19 protein-coding genes are annotated in these 15,823 nt (G+C 37.0%); 4 read left to right on the top strand and 15 right to left on the bottom strand.

The window, feature by feature from the left end; translation table 11 throughout:
* Positions 1 to 17: 17 nt before the first annotated feature.
* Positions 18 to 1,331, bottom strand: a complete 1,314-nt coding sequence (locus ACFQO1_RS05775) for a DEAD/DEAH box helicase (RefSeq protein WP_380217032.1) — start codon at positions 1,329 to 1,331, stop codon at positions 18 to 20.
* Between the two features lie 78 nt (positions 1,332 to 1,409).
* Here ACFQO1_RS05775 and ACFQO1_RS05770 point away from each other — a divergent pair, with 78 nt between their 5' ends.
* Positions 1,410 to 2,612, top strand: a complete 1,203-nt coding sequence (locus tag ACFQO1_RS05770; RefSeq protein WP_380217031.1) for a multidrug effflux MFS transporter — start codon at positions 1,410 to 1,412, stop codon at positions 2,610 to 2,612.
* 51 nt (positions 2,613 to 2,663) lie between these two features.
* Here the strand turns inward: ACFQO1_RS05770 and ACFQO1_RS05765 are convergent, their stop codons facing one another.
* The 6 genes from ACFQO1_RS05765 to ACFQO1_RS05740 form a co-directional block, all read right to left on the bottom strand.
* Complete coding sequence (locus ACFQO1_RS05765) at positions 2,664 to 3,167, bottom strand: DUF4251 domain-containing protein (protein ID WP_380217030.1); 504 nt, start codon at positions 3,165 to 3,167, stop codon at positions 2,664 to 2,666.
* A gap of 67 nt (positions 3,168 to 3,234) precedes the next feature.
* Positions 3,235 to 3,396, bottom strand: coding sequence for a Lacal_2735 family protein (locus tag ACFQO1_RS05760; RefSeq protein WP_380217029.1), 162 nt, complete (start codon positions 3,394 to 3,396; stop codon positions 3,235 to 3,237).
* A gap of 3 nt (positions 3,397 to 3,399) precedes the next feature.
* A complete protein-coding gene (locus ACFQO1_RS05755) occupies positions 3,400 to 4,797 on the bottom strand; it encodes an NAD-dependent succinate-semialdehyde dehydrogenase (RefSeq protein WP_380217028.1) in 1,398 nt (465 codons plus the stop codon).
* Between the two features lie 41 nt (positions 4,798 to 4,838).
* Positions 4,839 to 5,957: an alkene reductase gene (locus tag ACFQO1_RS05750; protein ID WP_380217027.1), complete on the bottom strand. Its 1,119-nt coding sequence runs from the start codon at positions 5,955 to 5,957 to the stop codon at positions 4,839 to 4,841.
* An 18-nt stretch (positions 5,958 to 5,975) separates the two neighbouring features.
* Complete coding sequence (locus tag ACFQO1_RS05745) at positions 5,976 to 6,218, bottom strand: hypothetical protein (RefSeq protein ID WP_380217026.1); 243 nt, start codon at positions 6,216 to 6,218, stop codon at positions 5,976 to 5,978.
* Positions 6,219 to 6,222: 4 nt separating this feature from the next.
* Entirely contained in the window at positions 6,223 to 6,822 is a 600-nt protein-coding gene (locus ACFQO1_RS05740; RefSeq protein ID WP_380217025.1) for a nitroreductase family protein, read from the bottom strand.
* Positions 6,823 to 6,960: 138 nt separating this feature from the next.
* On the opposite strand from ACFQO1_RS05740, the gene ACFQO1_RS05735 reads away from it, so the two are divergent.
* The 3 genes from ACFQO1_RS05735 (at position 6,961) to ACFQO1_RS05725 (ending at position 8,739) form a co-directional block, all read left to right on the top strand.
* The gene (locus ACFQO1_RS05735) at positions 6,961 to 7,917 is read left to right on the top strand and encodes a TerC family protein (RefSeq protein WP_380217221.1); all 957 of its coding nucleotides are present in this window, start codon (positions 6,961 to 6,963) and stop codon (positions 7,915 to 7,917) included.
* A 78-nt stretch (positions 7,918 to 7,995) separates the two neighbouring features.
* Positions 7,996 to 8,298, top strand: a complete 303-nt coding sequence (hpf, locus tag ACFQO1_RS05730; RefSeq protein WP_380217024.1) for a ribosome hibernation-promoting factor, HPF/YfiA family — start codon at positions 7,996 to 7,998, stop codon at positions 8,296 to 8,298.
* A 12-nt stretch (positions 8,299 to 8,310) separates the two neighbouring features.
* Positions 8,311 to 8,739: an arsenate reductase family protein gene (locus ACFQO1_RS05725; RefSeq protein ID WP_380217023.1), complete on the top strand. Its 429-nt coding sequence runs from the start codon at positions 8,311 to 8,313 to the stop codon at positions 8,737 to 8,739.
* 46 nt (positions 8,740 to 8,785) lie between these two features.
* On the opposite strand, the gene ACFQO1_RS05720 is transcribed toward ACFQO1_RS05725, so the two are convergent.
* The 8 genes from ACFQO1_RS05720 to ACFQO1_RS05685 form a co-directional block, all read right to left on the bottom strand.
* A complete protein-coding gene (locus tag ACFQO1_RS05720) occupies positions 8,786 to 10,015 on the bottom strand; it encodes a class I SAM-dependent rRNA methyltransferase (protein ID WP_380217022.1) in 1,230 nt (409 codons plus the stop codon).
* Positions 10,016 to 10,018: 3 nt separating this feature from the next.
* Positions 10,019 to 10,267, bottom strand: coding sequence for an acyl carrier protein (locus tag ACFQO1_RS05715; protein WP_380217021.1), 249 nt, complete (start codon positions 10,265 to 10,267; stop codon positions 10,019 to 10,021).
* A complete protein-coding gene (locus tag ACFQO1_RS05710) occupies positions 10,264 to 11,544 on the bottom strand; it encodes a beta-ketoacyl-[acyl-carrier-protein] synthase family protein (RefSeq protein WP_380217020.1) in 1,281 nt (426 codons plus the stop codon). Before ACFQO1_RS05710 ends, ACFQO1_RS05715 begins: the two co-directional genes overlap by 4 nt.
* Positions 11,531 to 11,983 carry a 3-hydroxyacyl-ACP dehydratase FabZ family protein gene (locus tag ACFQO1_RS05705; RefSeq protein WP_380217019.1) on the bottom strand — a complete coding sequence of 151 codons (453 nt, stop codon included), beginning with the start codon at positions 11,981 to 11,983 and terminating at the stop codon, positions 11,531 to 11,533. The genes ACFQO1_RS05710 and ACFQO1_RS05705 overlap by 14 nt, the downstream gene beginning before the upstream one ends.
* 20 nt (positions 11,984 to 12,003) lie before the next feature.
* The gene (locus ACFQO1_RS05700) at positions 12,004 to 12,765 is read right to left on the bottom strand and encodes an SDR family oxidoreductase (RefSeq protein ID WP_380217018.1); all 762 of its coding nucleotides are present in this window, start codon (positions 12,763 to 12,765) and stop codon (positions 12,004 to 12,006) included.
* Positions 12,766 to 12,834: 69 nt separating this feature from the next.
* Entirely contained in the window at positions 12,835 to 13,887 is a 1,053-nt protein-coding gene (locus tag ACFQO1_RS05695) for a type III polyketide synthase (RefSeq protein ID WP_380217017.1), read from the bottom strand.
* Between the two features lie 18 nt (positions 13,888 to 13,905).
* Entirely contained in the window at positions 13,906 to 14,580 is a 675-nt protein-coding gene (locus ACFQO1_RS05690) for a methyltransferase domain-containing protein (protein ID WP_380217016.1), read from the bottom strand.
* 44 nt (positions 14,581 to 14,624) lie between these two features.
* On the bottom strand, positions 14,625 to 15,746 hold the full coding sequence (locus ACFQO1_RS05685) for an NAD(P)/FAD-dependent oxidoreductase (RefSeq protein ID WP_380217015.1): 1,122 nt from the start codon (positions 15,744 to 15,746) through the stop codon (positions 14,625 to 14,627).
* Positions 15,747 to 15,823: the final 77 nt, after the last annotated feature.

The raw sequence follows: 15,823 nt of genomic DNA, 5'->3' as shown, positions 1-15,823 counted from the left end.
ATCTATTACTCAAACATTTATTCTAACAGATAGATTCGTACCTTGGATTTTTTTAGTCTGCTATTATTTAATTTAGCGGCTGTCGCTTGTGCTACTGAAGCTTTTACTCCTACATACGCACAATTTTGTTTCAATTCGATAAGTCCAAGATCCCCTTTGTTAAGTCCGCCTTCTTTAAAGAAAAGTCCGGCAATATCCCCCTTGGATATTTTATCCTTTCTGCCACCAGTAATAAAGATAGTTTCCCAGGCAGCTTTCTGCCGATAGGTTGCTTCTTCAATTTCTGCTTCTGCTAAAGTTGGCATAAAGTCACGAAGCGTTTCTTCTTTCCATTGAAGTACATAGGCACTCCCCTTTTTGTTCACACGAGCCGTGCGTCCATTACGATGGGTAAATTCTTCCAATGAGTGTGGCAACTGGTAGTGAATAATGAATTGTATCTCCGGAATGTCAATTCCGCGGGCAGCGAGATCTGTAGCAAGCAGCAGGTCAATGGTGCCATTTCTAAACATAATTAATGCCTCTTCCCTATCACGCTGTTCCATATCTCCGTGAAACATTCCGTGGTCAATACCATTTTCATACAAATGATCACTTACAAAACTAATACTGTCTTTATAGTTGCAAAAAATAATTCCGGGTGCATTGCCCACATGATGAATCAATTGTACTAATTTATCTAATTTATCTTTTTGAGCCGAAGTCACCTTAAAAAGACTAAGTCGGTCTTTGTTTTCAGAAGATGTAAAATCCAGCGTTTTGGCATCTTCGACTCCTACAAATTTTGGAATGTCAATACCTTGAGTTGCAGAAGTTAACACTCTTTTATCTAAAGCAGGTAAATAAGAGAGTATTTCACGCATTTGTTTCTCAAAACCTACCTCTAGAGACTTATCAAATTCATCAAAAACAATCGTATGAATTGTTTCTGTATGTACTCTTTCATGACGCAAATGATCGCCTATTCGTCCAGGGGTTCCTATAAGAATGGCTGGCAGATGTTGTAATTCATTTTTATCCTTCTGAATGGATCTCCCACCATACACAGCATTTATTTTTAAACCTGAGCCCATTGTTCTCGCTACGGTTTCTACTTGTATGGCAAGTTCTCGGGAAGGAACTAAAATCAATGCCTGTACTTCGTCTAATTCTGCATCCAATGATTCTAGTAGTGGTAATAAAAATGCCACTGTTTTTCCAGAGCCTGTGGGAGAAATTAGAATCGTATTTGCATTTTTTTCTAGTATTGGAATTACTTTGGCTTGCATTTCGTTAAGCTGTGATATACCAAGCTTATCTAATAACTCTTTTCTATTCTTAACCTCACTCATAACTATTCGCTATACTTTTATACAAAGGTAAAGACACTTTTATTGCTTCTACGCTTTTTAAAGAAGTACTTTTGCCTCGTGAAAATAAATAATAGCACATCACAGTTAGAGTTCATTGCGCTTATGGCAGCATTAATGTCAGTTACAGCGCTTTCTATCGACGCATTATTACCTGCTTTGGATGTAATAGGCTTACACATTCAAACAGCGACTCCAGCCGACAATCAGTTACTTATCACCATGATCTTTTTAGGGTTAGGTATTGGCCCATTACTGTTTGGACCCCTTTCTGACGCTACCGGAAGGAAGCCTTCTGTGTATATTGGTTTTGTTGTGTTTATAATCGCCAGTTTTATATGTATTTCTGCTGAAAGCTTAGAAGTAATGATTGCAGGGCGCATATTACAAGGTATCGGACTTTCTGCGCCACGTACTATTTGCATTGCGATTATTCGGGACCTCTATGAAGGCGATTATATGGCACGTATCATATCCTTTGTTACCGTAGTATTTCTCCTTATTCCTATCGTAGCACCTGCTATGGGAAAGTTTATTCTGGATGCCTACAATTGGGAAGGTATTTTTTATGTGCAAATCGTAATTAGTTTGGCGGTTGCAGCCTGGTTTTGGTTGCGACAGCGGGAAACTCTTTCCGAAGCAAATAAAATTCCATTTTCAATCAACCGAATTTTACATGGCTTTCGTGAAACAGTTCGCTATAAAGAAACTGTTGGCTATACGGTAATCTCCGGATTTGTAGTAGGTTCATTTTTAGTGTATCTGAGTGCTTCCCAGCAAATCTTTGAGAACATGTATAATCTTGAAGAAGAATTCCCTTTTATATTCGCGGGCTTAGCGATTGCTATTGGGATCGCTATATTTCTCAATGGAAGTTTGGTGGTTCGATTCGGAATGAAAAAAATGGTTACTATTGCCCTTATTGGATTCTTTTTAGTTTCGCTGGTCTATCTTGTATTATTTCACAATACTCCTCATCCGCCCGTAGAAATTTTATTAGGATTTTTTGCGCTTCAGTTTTTCTGTATTGGTTTTCTCTTCGGAAACTTACGTGCTCTGGCAATGCAACCTGTAGGACATATTGCTGGAATTGCAGCTGCGATCACGGGCTTGGTATCTACATTAATGGCAGTTCCTATTAGTACCTTAATTGGAAGATTTGTTGAAAAAAGCACCTTGCCGCTATTTATTGGTTTTTCGGTGTGCGCAGGGATCTCACTATTTATACTTATATATATTAGAAAATCTGAAGTTTCAGCATAAAACAACTAGCCTAGGCTGTATGACTAATTTTAATAAGAAAGGCTCTTTAGATTATTTATTGTCTAGATATCTTTCAATATTACCTTCATACTGAATATAATCCCGATGGATACTATTAAAAGAAACAGAAGTTCTACCATTTCCATAAATTATCATGTGAACAGAATAGAATTCGCTTTCATCTTTAACATCAAAATTAAGCTCAATTTTATTTTTGCTGGGCTCATCTTTTATCTTAAGATCTGTATATACACCTTCGATTTGAATTCCAGTATTCGACGTATTTGAAAAACCACTTCTTCTTACACCGAAGTACGGTAGATAGGTACTTATGCTGTCACCTCTAAGTCTTAAGTAATTGGGGTTGCTTATTAAATTTATACGATTACCACCTAAAGGTAACGCCCAGTCTGCTTCAAATTCAAAGTTTTTAGTTTGAACAAATTGCTGCAAGTCTTCAAAACTCTCTAGGGTAGTTTCAGTTGTTGTAGTAGAAATACTCGTGCAACTTACCAATGATAACACGAGTATTAGAAGTGTCAATAAATTTTTCATGATTCCATTTTTGTAAAATGAATTACCAAAATTCATTCCAATATAGTAACCAACAGGTGTCACTGTTTTAAAGCTGCTCTATTTTTTTCATAATATTATCTGCTTCCGCTAATTTCGCATCGCTTTTGGATCGATTAACAGAGGATAATTTGAAAGACTCTTTCATCAATGCCTCATATTGTTCCTGAAGTTTTTCCTTTTCTGTTTTCTTTTTAAATAGTCCAAACATAACTTATGAATTTAATGACATGACTGCTTTTACATTAACAAATTCCTTAATACCAAAACCTCCATGTTCTCTTCCGTAGCCACTATCTTTAACGCCTCCAAAGGGCATATTAGGCTGTGCAAGTCCAAAGCTATTGATAAAGACCATTCCAGTATCAAAGTGCTGCTGTGCCAATTCTATCGCTTTCTTTTCATTTTTACTGAAAATCCCGCCACCCAATCCAAATCGGCTATCATTGGCTATGCGCATGGCATCGGTATTATCTTTTGCTTTAATTAGTGAAGCTACTGGTCCAAACAATTCTTCATCGTAAGCTGGCTGACCAGGTTTTACATTAGCTAAGACAGTGGCTGGGTAGAAAAATCCTTTTCCTTTAGGTAGTTTCCCTCCTGTTAAAATTTCAGCTCCATTTTCTACACTTTTCTCAACTTGATTGTGTAACTTTTCACGCAAGTCTTCTCTTGCCATGGGTCCTAATCCAGTTTCTCTTTTTGTTGGATCTCCTGTTTCAACACCTTTCATTCCCTTCACAAAAGCCTTTTTAAATTTATCGTACACACTTTCCACCACCACAAAACGTTTTGCAGCCACACAGGTTTCACCATTATTGTAAATTCGACCCTGCACACAGGTTTCTGCAGCTAACGCTATATCTGCATCATCTAAGACTAAATAAGCATCGTTACTTCCTAATTCGAGAACCGTTTTCTTTAAAACACTCGCTGCTTTTTGAGCGACTACTTTACCGGCTTCAGCACTTCCTGTTAGGGTTACGCCTCTCACGAATTCATTTTCTATGACAGTATTCGATTGTTCGTGGTCGATGATTAACACTGTAAACAAATCTTTGGGCAATCCTGCTTCTTCAAATACCTCTTTCAGAAATAGACCAGAACCCGTACAATTTTCGGCATGTTTTAATAACACTCCATTACCTGCCATTAAATTAGCAATCGCATATCGAATTGCTTGGTAACAGGGAAAATTCCAGGGTTGGATTCCATAGACTACCCCTATTGGAGCATAGGTAATGATACCCTTCCCTCCTTCTGGCAACTCACGTTCTTCATCCTCTAACTCTTTAGCACCTTGTTCTGCGGTATACTCACATAAGCCAGCGCACAATTTGACTTCTTGAAAGCCGTGTTTGATCACTTTTCCCATTTCCTGAGTCATCAGTTTTGCAAACTCTTCGCGGCGTTCCATTAATTTTTCCCCAATGGCCTTAATCACTTTTCCACGTTGAGTAAGCGATTTTGTTTTCCATTTTATAAACGCTTTATGACATTTTTCGATAGCTTCAGAAGCCTCGTCATCTGTCATATATGTATATTCTTTAATTACTTTTTCGGTAGCTGGATTGATGGTTCTAAATCCGCCCATTATTGTTCTATTTTTCATATGTTTGTCCGCTATGCGGATGATTTTTAAATTAGTTTTAATTATTCCGAAGGAATTAAATCCCGTGTTTCGGCTTCATAATCGATATAGCCTTCTTTACCTTGGGTATAGAAAGTATCTTTATCCCACCCACTCGTGTCTGCTTCTTCTCTAAAACGACCTACAAGATCTGGATTGGAAACATATAATTTTGCAAACGCTACCAAATCGGCATCACCGTCGCGAATTACTTTATTACCTGTAGATTGAGTAAAACCAGTGTTGATCATAAGATTTCCTTTGCACATAGGTCGGTATCGCTTTGCAATGTCGCAAACTGCATACGGGACGTTACTTACATCTGTAAAGGGTTCAGATAAATGTATATACGCTAGATTATAGTCGTCACTTAATTTTTTAATTATATAGTCGAATGTTGGGATGGTATCCTTTACTACTTCCATTCCGAAGGTACCATGAAGGGAAGGATTAAATCTTGCACCAATCTTATGTTCTGGGATAACTTCTTTCATAGCATCAAGTGTTTCAAAAAAGAAACGTGCTCTGTTTTCTTCGCTTCCACCATACGAATCTTTTCTTTTATTGCTGAAAGAACTAAAGAATTGGTGAAATAAATAGCCATTAGAAGAATGAATCTCAACACCATCAAACCCCGCTTCGACCGCATTCTTGGTCGCCTGGACAAACTCCTGTTTAGTAATTTCGATATCCTCTTGAGTCATTTCTTTTGGAGTCACAGTCTCTTTTTGACCGTCTGGGGTAAATACTTTTTCTTCAGGATTAATTGCTGAAGGTGCCCAAGGCAATTCCCCATCGTGGAAATCGGGATGTGAAATTCGACCTACGTGCCATAACTGAATAAAAATTCTACCTCCGGCATCATGCACCGATTTTGTCACTTTTTTCCAGCCTTCTATCTGTGCTTTTGAATGGATTCCTGCAGTATATACATATCCAACGGCTCTTTTTGAAACTTGTGAACCTTCTGTAATAATAAGTCCGGCCGTTGCTCTTTGCGTATAGTAGGGTACGTGAAGATCTTCGGTAGGGGCTGAATCTTTATTTTTTGCTCTACTTCTGGTCATTGGTGCCATGACGACACGGTTAGGTAATTCAAGTTCTCCTAATTGTAAGGGTTGTAATAATGGTTGCTCTTTCATAGTTTTTAAATTGTTGGTTTACTCTTCTTCTTTTTGTGAAATTCTTTCGTCTGTGTTTTCCAATCCGCGACGCATTTTATCCATGGCATCTGAAATCTTCTTTTTGTCACTTTCATTTAAAGAAGCATCTGAAGATAATTTAACTTTTCCTTTGCCTGTAGGCTTAAGGTCTTCAGCTTTTGCTGTTTTTGTAAAATTTTTAGACTGATTGTAATCCGATTGAAAATCGGCATGGTCTTTTTTGTTTTGTTCTGTGCTCATGATTTTATTTTTTAAAGTTTCCATTAAAAGCAAATTCGTTTTGAGATTTGCGTTCTCTTTTTTCTTTTGTTTCTTGTTCTTGCAGATCTGAAGGGAGACTCGCGGGATTTCCGCCATAGTATCCTATAGCAGTAGCAGTCGCAACATGGTAATTATCTGGAAACCCAAACTCTTTCGCTGCTTTTTCGTAATCAATTCCCGCCATTTGATGGAGAGCAATATTCATGGATTGTGCTTGTGTCAACACATTACCCATAAATAATCCTAAATCGTGTAAGGCATGGAAATTCTCTTTTCCATCTTTCATATCTTTTTTAATCGCACCGAGCATTAACGCAGGAGCACCTTTTGCCCAGCCTTGATTAAATTCTACGAGACAATCAAATATTCTATTATATGTTTCTGTTCCTTCCAATCCCCAAATAATTCGCCATGGCTGAAGATTATTTGAGCTTGGGGCCCATCTTCCAGCTTCCAATAATTGATGGATGTCTGTATCGGTTATTATCTTAGAAGAGAATGCTCTCGGGCTCCAGCGCTCTTTTACAAGAGGATGAATTTCATATTCGGTTGGAGTCTGTTTTTTTATTTTTTCAGTAATCATAATTATAGCTTTTTCTTAAAGGTACGGTCAAAACCATTCTGTTTAATAATCTTTATAAAAGAATTAACGGAATTTGAAGGATTTAACTTTTTACTTAGAATAATTTGTATGCTGTCGAGTACATTTGCTCAAAAAACTATGTGGGTCTGGGGAATTTTTATAGCGGTTATCATTTTATTCTTGGCGTTAGACTTAGGGGTATTTAATAAGAAAGCACATGTAATAAAGACAAAAGAAGCATCCATCTGGACAGCAGTTTGGGTGAGTGTAGCACTTAGTTTTTCAGGTGTAGTTTATTGGTTATTTAGCCAAGGGTTAGTAGAAAATCCTACAAATCTTACTGCACAATCTGCTGTTTTAAAATACATTACTGGATATTTAATTGAATTATCCTTAAGTATTGACAATGTCTTTGTCATAGCGGTAATCTTTTCATCTTTTAATATTCCAGATAAGTACCAACATAGAGTTCTGTTTTGGGGAATTTTAGGGGCAATTATCTTTAGAGCTTTAATGATTTTATTTGGGGTAACCCTAATTAATAAGTTTGATTGGATTATTTATGTTTTTGGGGTTTTCTTGTTATATACAGCCTATAAAATGCTGACTTCTTCCGATACCGATTTCGATCCAAAAAAATCTAAAGTATATAAATGGCTTCGGAAACTTTTTCCTGTCACTCATAAAATCGAAGGGGACAAATTTTTTATACGTAGAATGGGAATTCGTGCAGCGACTCCATTATTTCTTGCATTATTGATTATCGAACTTACGGATATCCTTTTTGCATTAGATAGTATTCCCGCCATCTTGGCAATTACTGCAGATCCCTTTATAGTTTTCACTTCTAATATATTGGCTATTTTAGGGTTACGCTCCATGTATTTTTTAATTTCCAGAATGCTGAAGAAATTTAGATACATTAATTATAGCTTAGTAATTATTCTAAGTTTTGTTGGTGTTAAGATGCTTATTTCGCATCACGTAGAAATCCCTGAATGGCTTTCGCTAAGTGTTATTTTTATCGCTTTGGCAGGTGGAGTTCTTGCTTCTATTTATATTCCAGTGACAGATAAAGAGGAAACCATCGTGTAGGTCATAAAGATGTATTAAATTTTTGGTAAGCCAAGCTAAGCTGCGTATATTTAAGATTCAATTCCAAATACGATAATTATGAATATTAACTTCGAATACAAAGACATTTCTGCAAGCCCTAGATTAGAAGCTTTAGCAACCGAAAAATTAAATAAACTTGAAAATAAGTTTGATTTTATTGTGAACTCAGATGTATATTTTAAAAAAGAAAATACAAGTTCTCCAGAAACAGGAATGATCTGTGAAATTAGAATAAACATTCCTAAGAGCACTATATTCGCAGAAGCTAATAATGGGTCCTTAGAATCTGCATTAGCCGAGGCTGCTGGTGAAGTTGAAAGACAGCTTCAGAAGAAAAAAAGTAAAATGCAAACGTACTAATAGATGAAACCAATGAGCGTACTTGCCAGAGACGATAAACAATATACTTTAATTTATAGTAGTAATACCCGCTTGGGAAAGCATACGCTTTCCTACTTAACACCTGTTAGAAATAATCTGCTAGCAATTAATATTGCAGAAACTAAAGTTGCAGATACGGTTTGGGCAGAATTGGCAGAAGCTTTGGGTAAGAAAGTAGGTGATTTGGTTGACAAACGAATGGTTAAAGCAGATGATACTAGCGAGTTTAGCACAGATGACTGGTTAAAAATTCTTCAGAATGACAATGAAGTATTGTCCAATCCCATCGCTATCAATGGTACCAAAACGATGCAGATTCAAAATCCTACAGATGTTATCGCCTTTTTTGGTGTCGATTCTGCAGGGCTAGAAAAAACAGTGCATACAGAAAAACCTGTGATTAAACCTGAAGGTAAATAAACTATATACTTTAGAAATTGGAAGCCGATTTTTTACATCGGCTTTTTTAGTCTAGGAGTTTATAATAAGCTGTTTTAAGATAGGCTCCTTCAGGGAACGTAACAGGATGGTCAATATCATGTTGGGTTTTTAATTGAACTTCAAATCGTCGCTTCTGACTTTTTAATGCCTCGCTATTGATCTTAAAAAAATCTTCAGCAACCACTCTAGAACTACAAGAAGCAAGGATCAACTTTCCTCTTTTTTTTGTTAAGTCAATCCCCAACCTAGCAAGTTGCGCATATTTTTTTAATGCTATTTTTATTTCTTTCTTGTTTTTTGCAAAACTGGGAGGATCAATAACAACCACATCGTATTGTTTTCCTTCTGAAATCAATTCCTGTAAAATAACAAATGCATCACCACAAAGTGTAAGATGCTTCCCTGAGTTAATATTTAATGTCGCATTTTCTGAAGCTACTTCCAACGCTTGCTTGCTTATATCGACACTAGTCACTTCTGTAGCTCCATTCGCTAACGCATGCACCGAAAACCCACCCGCATAGCTAAATACATCTAAAACAGTTTTATTTCTTGATAGTATACCAACTCTTCTTCTGTTTTCACGATGATCCAGAAAATAGCCAGTTTTATGACCCTGAATGACATTAGCAGCAAAATTGATCCCGTGTTCAACAAATAATACATTTTCATCCTTTAAAATACCAAAGAGTATTTGTCCGTCATGTAATTGTAGAGCGCTTACTTTTTTTGATTCCTGTAACTTTCTGCTAAGACGTAATACTACTGTTTCGGCTTTAGTAGTAGCTAGTAATTCCTTCAGGATAGTTTCAAAATAGGGCAACCATATTTCAGAATACAATTTTACCACCATCACCTGTGCATAGACATCAACTATAAAGCCTGGAAATCCATCGTTCTCACCAAAAAGCAGGCGGTAACTATTTGTTTCAGTTTCTAATAATTTTAACCGAAGCTTGTAGGCATGCGTTATTTTTTCAGAAAAGAATTCAGCATTAAGGGTTGCGCCGCTACCAAAATGAAGCATCTTAATTCGAATGTCACTTTGTGGATCGTACAAACCAACACCTATAGGTCTATTTTTTGAATGGCTGAAGATGATAGCGATATCTCCCGCATGTCCGTCCTTATTGATTTTAGTAATACTTTCAGAAAAAATCCAGGGATGGTGTTGACGTACCAAACGTTCGCCATTGGCAGTTACTTTTACAGCAAGAATTTGTGGTTGGATCTCAGGAAAAGCAGTGTGAAACACAACTTAGGATACTTTTGTTTTAATAATGGCAATGGCATCATTAACCGTACGGAGAGTTTCAATATCATCATTTTCCAATTCGATATCAAAAGCATCTTCTACATCCAATACGATATCCACCAAATTCACTGAATTGATGTTAAGATCTTCGGTAAGGTCACTTTCAGGTTTAATGTCTTCTACAACTACATCTTCGGGAAGATACGTCTTTACAATAGGTAGCAATTTTGCGTATATGGCTTCGGTTGTCATCTTATGTTTTTGCCAAAGATAACACACGCATTGACATCACCAAAACCAAAACTCGCTTTTGCGACAATATTTAAGTTCGCAGCTATCTTTTTCTGCGGAATTTTTTCAGGAGCAATCATTTGTGCAATCTCAGGATGTAAATCCTCACTGTTAATACTTGGAAACACATAGCCATGATGTAGTTGTAATATGGTTGAAACGGCTTCAATACTTCCGCTGGCAGCCAGACTATGACCTATCATCGATTTTAAAGAATTAATATAAGGAAAATCTGAACCAGTTCTCCCTAAGGCGTCACACCAGTTTTTAATTTCAAGCGGATCTTTAAGTGTCGCGGTTAAATGCCCATTTATATAGTCAATATCTTTTCCTTCAACACCAGAATCTTTCAATGCATCTGTAATACAGCGCTGCACGGCAATACTATTGGGGGCGGTCATACTTCCCTCGCCACGTTGTCCCCCACTATTGACCGAGCCTCCTAACACTTCGGCATATATTTTTGCCCCTCTTTTTTGAGCGCTTTCCAGTGATTCTAAAAACAAAGCTCCTGCCCCACTCCCTGGAACAAATCCGCTAGCTGTTTCACTCATAGGTCGTGAGCCTTCAGTAGGTGAATCGTTATGTTTGTAAGTAATAACTTTTAATGCATCAAATCCACCCCAGATAAGCTCTCCAGAGTCATTCGTGCTTCCGCAAAGCATTTGAGTCGCTTTTCCACTGGCAATACGCTCATGGCCTATTAAAATAGCTTCGGTTCCTGTTGCACATGCAGTCGAATTTGTAGTAACCATATTGCCAGCCCCTGTCATTCCTGTTAGGTAGGCTGTGACACCGCTCATCATGGTCTGCACCACGGCTGTACTTCCCAAACGTCTTACTTTTCCGGCATCCAGTTTATAAATAGCTTCTTTGAATTTATCAACTCCACTGCTTCCGGTGCCAAATACAATTCCTAGATCCCAGTTGGGTTCTGGATTTGTTTCATCAATTGTGATCCCAGCATCATATATGGCGTCCATGGCTGCAATGACGCCATACAATATCCCAGAACTGTTAAAATTACGAAGTTGTAATTCTGTAAAATAGTCTCGTTTTTTTTCTTCGGAAATTTTTGGGATTCCACCTATGCAACAGGAAAAATTTAGTTCTTTAAGGTGTGGAAAGTATTCGATTCCAGACTTTCCTTGTTGAATGGCTTCGTTAAATTCTGAAACTGAAACACCATTAGGTGCTACCACTCCAAGACCTGTTACTACTACTCTATTTCTTTTCATATGTTGCGGGTACTAACATTCCGGTGATGATTCCTTTACAAACAACAATACCTTTCTCATTGATCATTTTCACGTTGCATTTTAATTTATGAAATCGAAAGTACACCTTTTCTGAAACAACGGTTACTTTTTCATTTGGGAATACAGGTGCCAGAAACTCCATGTTGGTAGTCGTGAGTGCTACCTGAGCACCTTGCAACTCGTCTTCTTTTAGTAGGGACATTCCCAAACACACGAGTCCGATTTGAGCCATACACTCGGTAATTATCACACCAGGTGTAATTGGGTTATCTTTAAAATGTCCTTCGTAAAAAAATTCGTCTTTCTTAAATTGATACCTTCCCGTGATTCCTGCTTCGGAAAGGGAATCAATATGATCCACAAAGAGGAAGGGTTTGGTATACGGTAATTTTGAAAGTATGTGACTGTAATCGCTCACTTAATAATTCTTAATTTTTTTTATCTAAGGCTCTCGCCTCCATCTACTTTTAAGATCACCCCGTTGATCCATTTTGCTTCTTCACGAGTTAATAAATATACAACATTAGCAACATCTTGGGGCGTTGTCATACGCTGAAACGGATTTCTTTGAGCTGCGGCATCTGCAAGTTGATCACTTCCTGGAATCATAGCAAACGAAGCCGTCTGTGTTGTTCCAGCTTGTATGCAGTTACTTTTAATTCCAACAGAAGCAAGTTCTACCGCCATGTTTCTCATTAAAGCTTCCAAAGTTACTTTTGCTGCGGAAACTGCTCCATAACCCGGCCATACTTTTGTATTCCCCTCACTGGTAAACGCGATATTTCTTACATCTTGACTAAATTTGTTTTGCTTCAGTAAGAGTTTTGTCCATTCGTACCAACTGGTTGCCATACTATGAATGGTCAAATCAAAATCCTGTTTTGAGAGTTCGGGACCTTGCTGTGTATGCATGGGTTTTAAACTCCCTTTGGCAACACTATGAATTAATACAGAAACACTTTGATCGGGTAACGAAGCTACTACTTCGGCATAAGTTTCCGAAGACATTGCATCTTTGTTAAATGTATATACTTCAACTCCATGAGCTTTCATTTTTTTTACTTCTTCGGCCAATTTCGGTAGACTGCTCTTTCGGTCACGGTGAACGATACAAATATTAAAATTATGGGCTGCCAGTTTGTGAGCTGTTGCTAGTCCTAGTCCGCTACTTCCTCCTAAAATTAATGCGTATGGTTTCAAATTACTGTAAAAGATTTTTGATAAAATTAGACATTTCCGAAGAAAACAACGGCTATTTAAGCGTATTAATTACCATTCTAATAAGATACGCTGTGCTGAAAATCCAGGTCCGAAGCTCAGCATTAAACCTAAGTCACCTTTCTTAGGTTTTTTATCCATAAATCGCTCTAAAACATACAACACTGTAGCACTACTCATGTTGCCATACAATCGCAATACTTCTTTAGTATCGTCAATATTCTTCCCTTTACTGCCAAAGAGTTGCTCCACCGTTTGCACTATTTTTTTTCCACCGGGGTGAAAAATAAGATGATCAATATCGTCGATTGTTTTTCCATTTCGCTCCAGAAACGGATTAACAATTTCTGGAAAATGCGCTGCAATCTTCTCAGGCACACTTTTATCTAAAATCATTTGAAGTCCAGTATTAACCAGTTTAAAACCCATCATATGCGTTGCATCGTAAAAGTGATACATGGCTTCGTCTACTATCTTAGGGCCATCGTCTTCTTCATGCGATGAAAGAAGTGTACAAGCGGCACCATCTCCAAAAATCGCAGCACTTACAATGTTAACCATACTATAGTCGTGTAACTGAAACGTTGCCGTTGGAGATTCGAGCGCAATAACTGCAGCTCGTTTTCCAGGGTTCGCTTTTAAAAAATTATAGGCATAAATAATTCCTGAAACACCTGCAGCGCAACCCATTTCGGTTACAGGTAATCGAACTATATCTTGTCGTAACCCAAGCTCATTAATAAGGTAGGCATCTACTGAAGGAATCATGATGCCGGTACAACTTACGGTAATAATAAAATCGAGATCTGTAGGCTTCCATTGGGTTTTAGCTACTGCTTTTTCCAGACTTTGCTTACCAAGTTTAATGACTTCTTTTCGATAAATTTCGTTACGCTCTTCTAATGAATAGTCCATAAAAACTTCATGCGCATCCATGATAGAATAGCGCCTATCCACTCCTGCTCCCTCAAAGATCTTTAGCACTTTACGTTTAAATCTATCTTCTTGTCCTTCGAGCCATGCTTCCACAAAAGGCATGATTTCATTAATATGTCTAGTATATTTTGGAAGTTGTTTTGCTACTGTTTTTATTCTTACGCTCATAAAGCTATTTTACGTGTACTAGTTAGTTTTCTGAAGGATCCATTGCCATCTAAAGGCCCATTTCCATTGCATTGTTGAAGTTACACCTTTTATACGGTCTTGCTGATCTTCTAAATCTTTTCTTTTAAAAGCTCTAGCAACAGATACAAGTCCATCATGTTTGGCGATCTTTGTTCTAATAAAAAAGAAGCTAAACACCTTAAACAATTGAAATGCAAACCACGAGCGATGTAAGTCGTTAATAATAACACCTACTTTCGACTGACTGCAAATTTTCTTTAATAATAGAGGTATTTGAGATTCTGGGATGTGATGCAGAAATAAGGTACAAAGAGCAATATCAAATTCTAAATTCTCAAATTGTTTTGAAGAAACTTCACAACAGTAATACTCAATATTTTTATACGCACTGGATTTTTCTTGGGCAATGGTAATAATATTTTGATTTGCATCTACTCCAATTAGCTTAAATATAAATCCTTTTTGCTGGCCATATTCTGCACACAATCGCAACATTTCTCCATCTCCACAGCCAATATCCATAATAGTAATCTCTGTTTTACGATTGCATTGGGTTAATAATTTTTTAAGAGCATTAAGAGTTAATGCCCGTCCGCCTAAATAGCTGTTTACTGTTTTCAAATCATTGAGAAGCAAGTCTAACTCGTTACCAGACAACATAAAATTATCCATAATCTCAGGTTGTGTTGAACGAAATCTATTAGTAAATTTTACCTTCATTGTATGGGGCTCCCGTGTGTTTTTTGAATGATCCAAGGAATAAGTGATGGGAATAGACGTATTACTCTATAACTAATCGCACTCGAATATGGATTTAATAATAATTTTTGAATTCGCCTTCCCGCTTTTAGCCGACCTGAAAATGTATTGTTCCATGCGTTTGCATAGGTTTCTTCGAGAGTGGCTCGACCCTGCTTATTTTGAATAAATAATTCTGAAAATAACTTGGCACTATGGATTGCCATAGCCATACCATTGCCACAAAGGGGATGAATTAAACCGGCACTATCGCCTACCATAAAAATATGGTTTTCTACAGGTTCTTTTTCTTCAAAACTAATTTGACTAATGGTAAGTGGTTTTTCAAACTTCAATATGGCGGTTTCAAAAAAATGCTTTAAGTGTTTATTTTCTGAAAGTCTTTTCTTCTGAAAAGTTTCAATAGATTTATATTTTTTAAATGATGAAACTGTAGCTAAGTAACATGCATTGACCCAACCACTTTCGATTTTAGAAAGCCCGCAATACCCTCCTTTAAAGTTATGGAGTGCTACAGTATCTTCAGGGAAATTATATTCATAATGTGCTTTGACAGCCATCCAAGGAGTTTTTTTCTGTATAAATTTTCGGTTTAAAAAAACATCCAAATTAGATCGTTTGCCGAAAGCTCCTACAATATAGGTAGCTTTATATACAGATTTTAATTGTGTGTGAACGGTAAATCTTTCCGAAGAAAATTCAACAGTTGTGACTGTATCAAAAATCATATGTGTTGTTTTCCTTACTTCACGGTACAGCAAATCATCTATGGCATATCTGCTCATTCCGAAGCCTCCCAACGGTAACTTTGTTTTTAATTTTTTTCCATTTACCGTACTAAGTTCAAAATTGGTAATGTTCTTTGCGCCTTCTGCTATAGGATCAATACCAAGATTATTTAAATATAAAATAACTTCATTAGAAATATATTCGCCACAAACCTTATGATGCGGATACGAATACTTTTCAATAAGAGCAATCCTTTTGTTAGTAGACTTGGAAAGATGTAATGCGCAGGTGAGACCTGCGAGTCCGCCCCCTATAATTAGTATATCAAATTCTGCAATTTCACTCACCATTTAAAGAACGGATTAAATCTTCAGAATAAAAAAAATCCCGAAACAAAATTGCTTCGGGATTTTAAATTTATTGGTAT

Origin of the sequence: Jejudonia soesokkakensis, from assembly GCF_042664795.1 — a bacterium.
Classification (GTDB): Bacteria; Bacteroidota; Bacteroidia; order Flavobacteriales; family Flavobacteriaceae; genus Jejudonia; species Jejudonia soesokkakensis.
This window is presented reverse-complemented; position numbering and strand designations above follow the sequence as displayed.

Excerpts from the sequence above, each read along its gene's own strand:
- ACFQO1_RS05710 (WP_380217020.1), bottom strand. The coding sequence starts at position 11,544 with ATGAAAAGAAATAGAGTAGTAGTAACAGGTCTTGGAGTGGTAGCACCT.
- ACFQO1_RS05775 (WP_380217032.1), bottom strand. The coding sequence starts at position 1,331 with ATGAGTGAGGTTAAGAATAGAAAAGAGTTATTAGATAAGCTTGGTATA.
- ACFQO1_RS05690 (WP_380217016.1), bottom strand. The coding sequence starts at position 14,580 with ATGGATAATTTTATGTTGTCTGGTAACGAGTTAGACTTGCTTCTCAAT.
- ACFQO1_RS05740 (WP_380217025.1), bottom strand. The coding sequence starts at position 6,822 with ATGATTACTGAAAAAATAAAAAAACAGACTCCAACCGAATATGAAATT.
- hpf (WP_380217024.1), top strand. The coding sequence starts at position 7,996 with ATGAATATTAACTTCGAATACAAAGACATTTCTGCAAGCCCTAGATTA.
- ACFQO1_RS05760 (WP_380217029.1), bottom strand. The coding sequence starts at position 3,396 with ATGTTTGGACTATTTAAAAAGAAAACAGAAAAGGAAAAACTTCAGGAA.
- ACFQO1_RS05750 (WP_380217027.1), bottom strand. The coding sequence starts at position 5,957 with ATGAAAGAGCAACCATTATTACAACCCTTACAATTAGGAGAACTTGAA.
- ACFQO1_RS05745 (WP_380217026.1), bottom strand. The coding sequence starts at position 6,218 with ATGAGCACAGAACAAAACAAAAAAGACCATGCCGATTTTCAATCGGAT.
- ACFQO1_RS05765 (WP_380217030.1), bottom strand. The coding sequence starts at position 3,167 with ATGAAAAATTTATTGACACTTCTAATACTCGTGTTATCATTGGTAAGT.
- ACFQO1_RS05715 (WP_380217021.1), bottom strand. The coding sequence starts at position 10,267 with ATGACAACCGAAGCCATATACGCAAAATTGCTACCTATTGTAAAGACG.
- ACFQO1_RS05735 (WP_380217221.1), top strand. The coding sequence starts at position 6,961 with ATGTGGGTCTGGGGAATTTTTATAGCGGTTATCATTTTATTCTTGGCG.
- ACFQO1_RS05755 (WP_380217028.1), bottom strand. The coding sequence starts at position 4,797 with ATGAAAAATAGAACAATAATGGGCGGATTTAGAACCATCAATCCAGCT.
- ACFQO1_RS05725 (WP_380217023.1), top strand. The coding sequence starts at position 8,311 with ATGAGCGTACTTGCCAGAGACGATAAACAATATACTTTAATTTATAGT.
- ACFQO1_RS05695 (WP_380217017.1), bottom strand. The coding sequence starts at position 13,887 with ATGAGCGTAAGAATAAAAACAGTAGCAAAACAACTTCCAAAATATACT.
- ACFQO1_RS05685 (WP_380217015.1), bottom strand. The coding sequence starts at position 15,746 with ATGGTGAGTGAAATTGCAGAATTTGATATACTAATTATAGGGGGCGGA.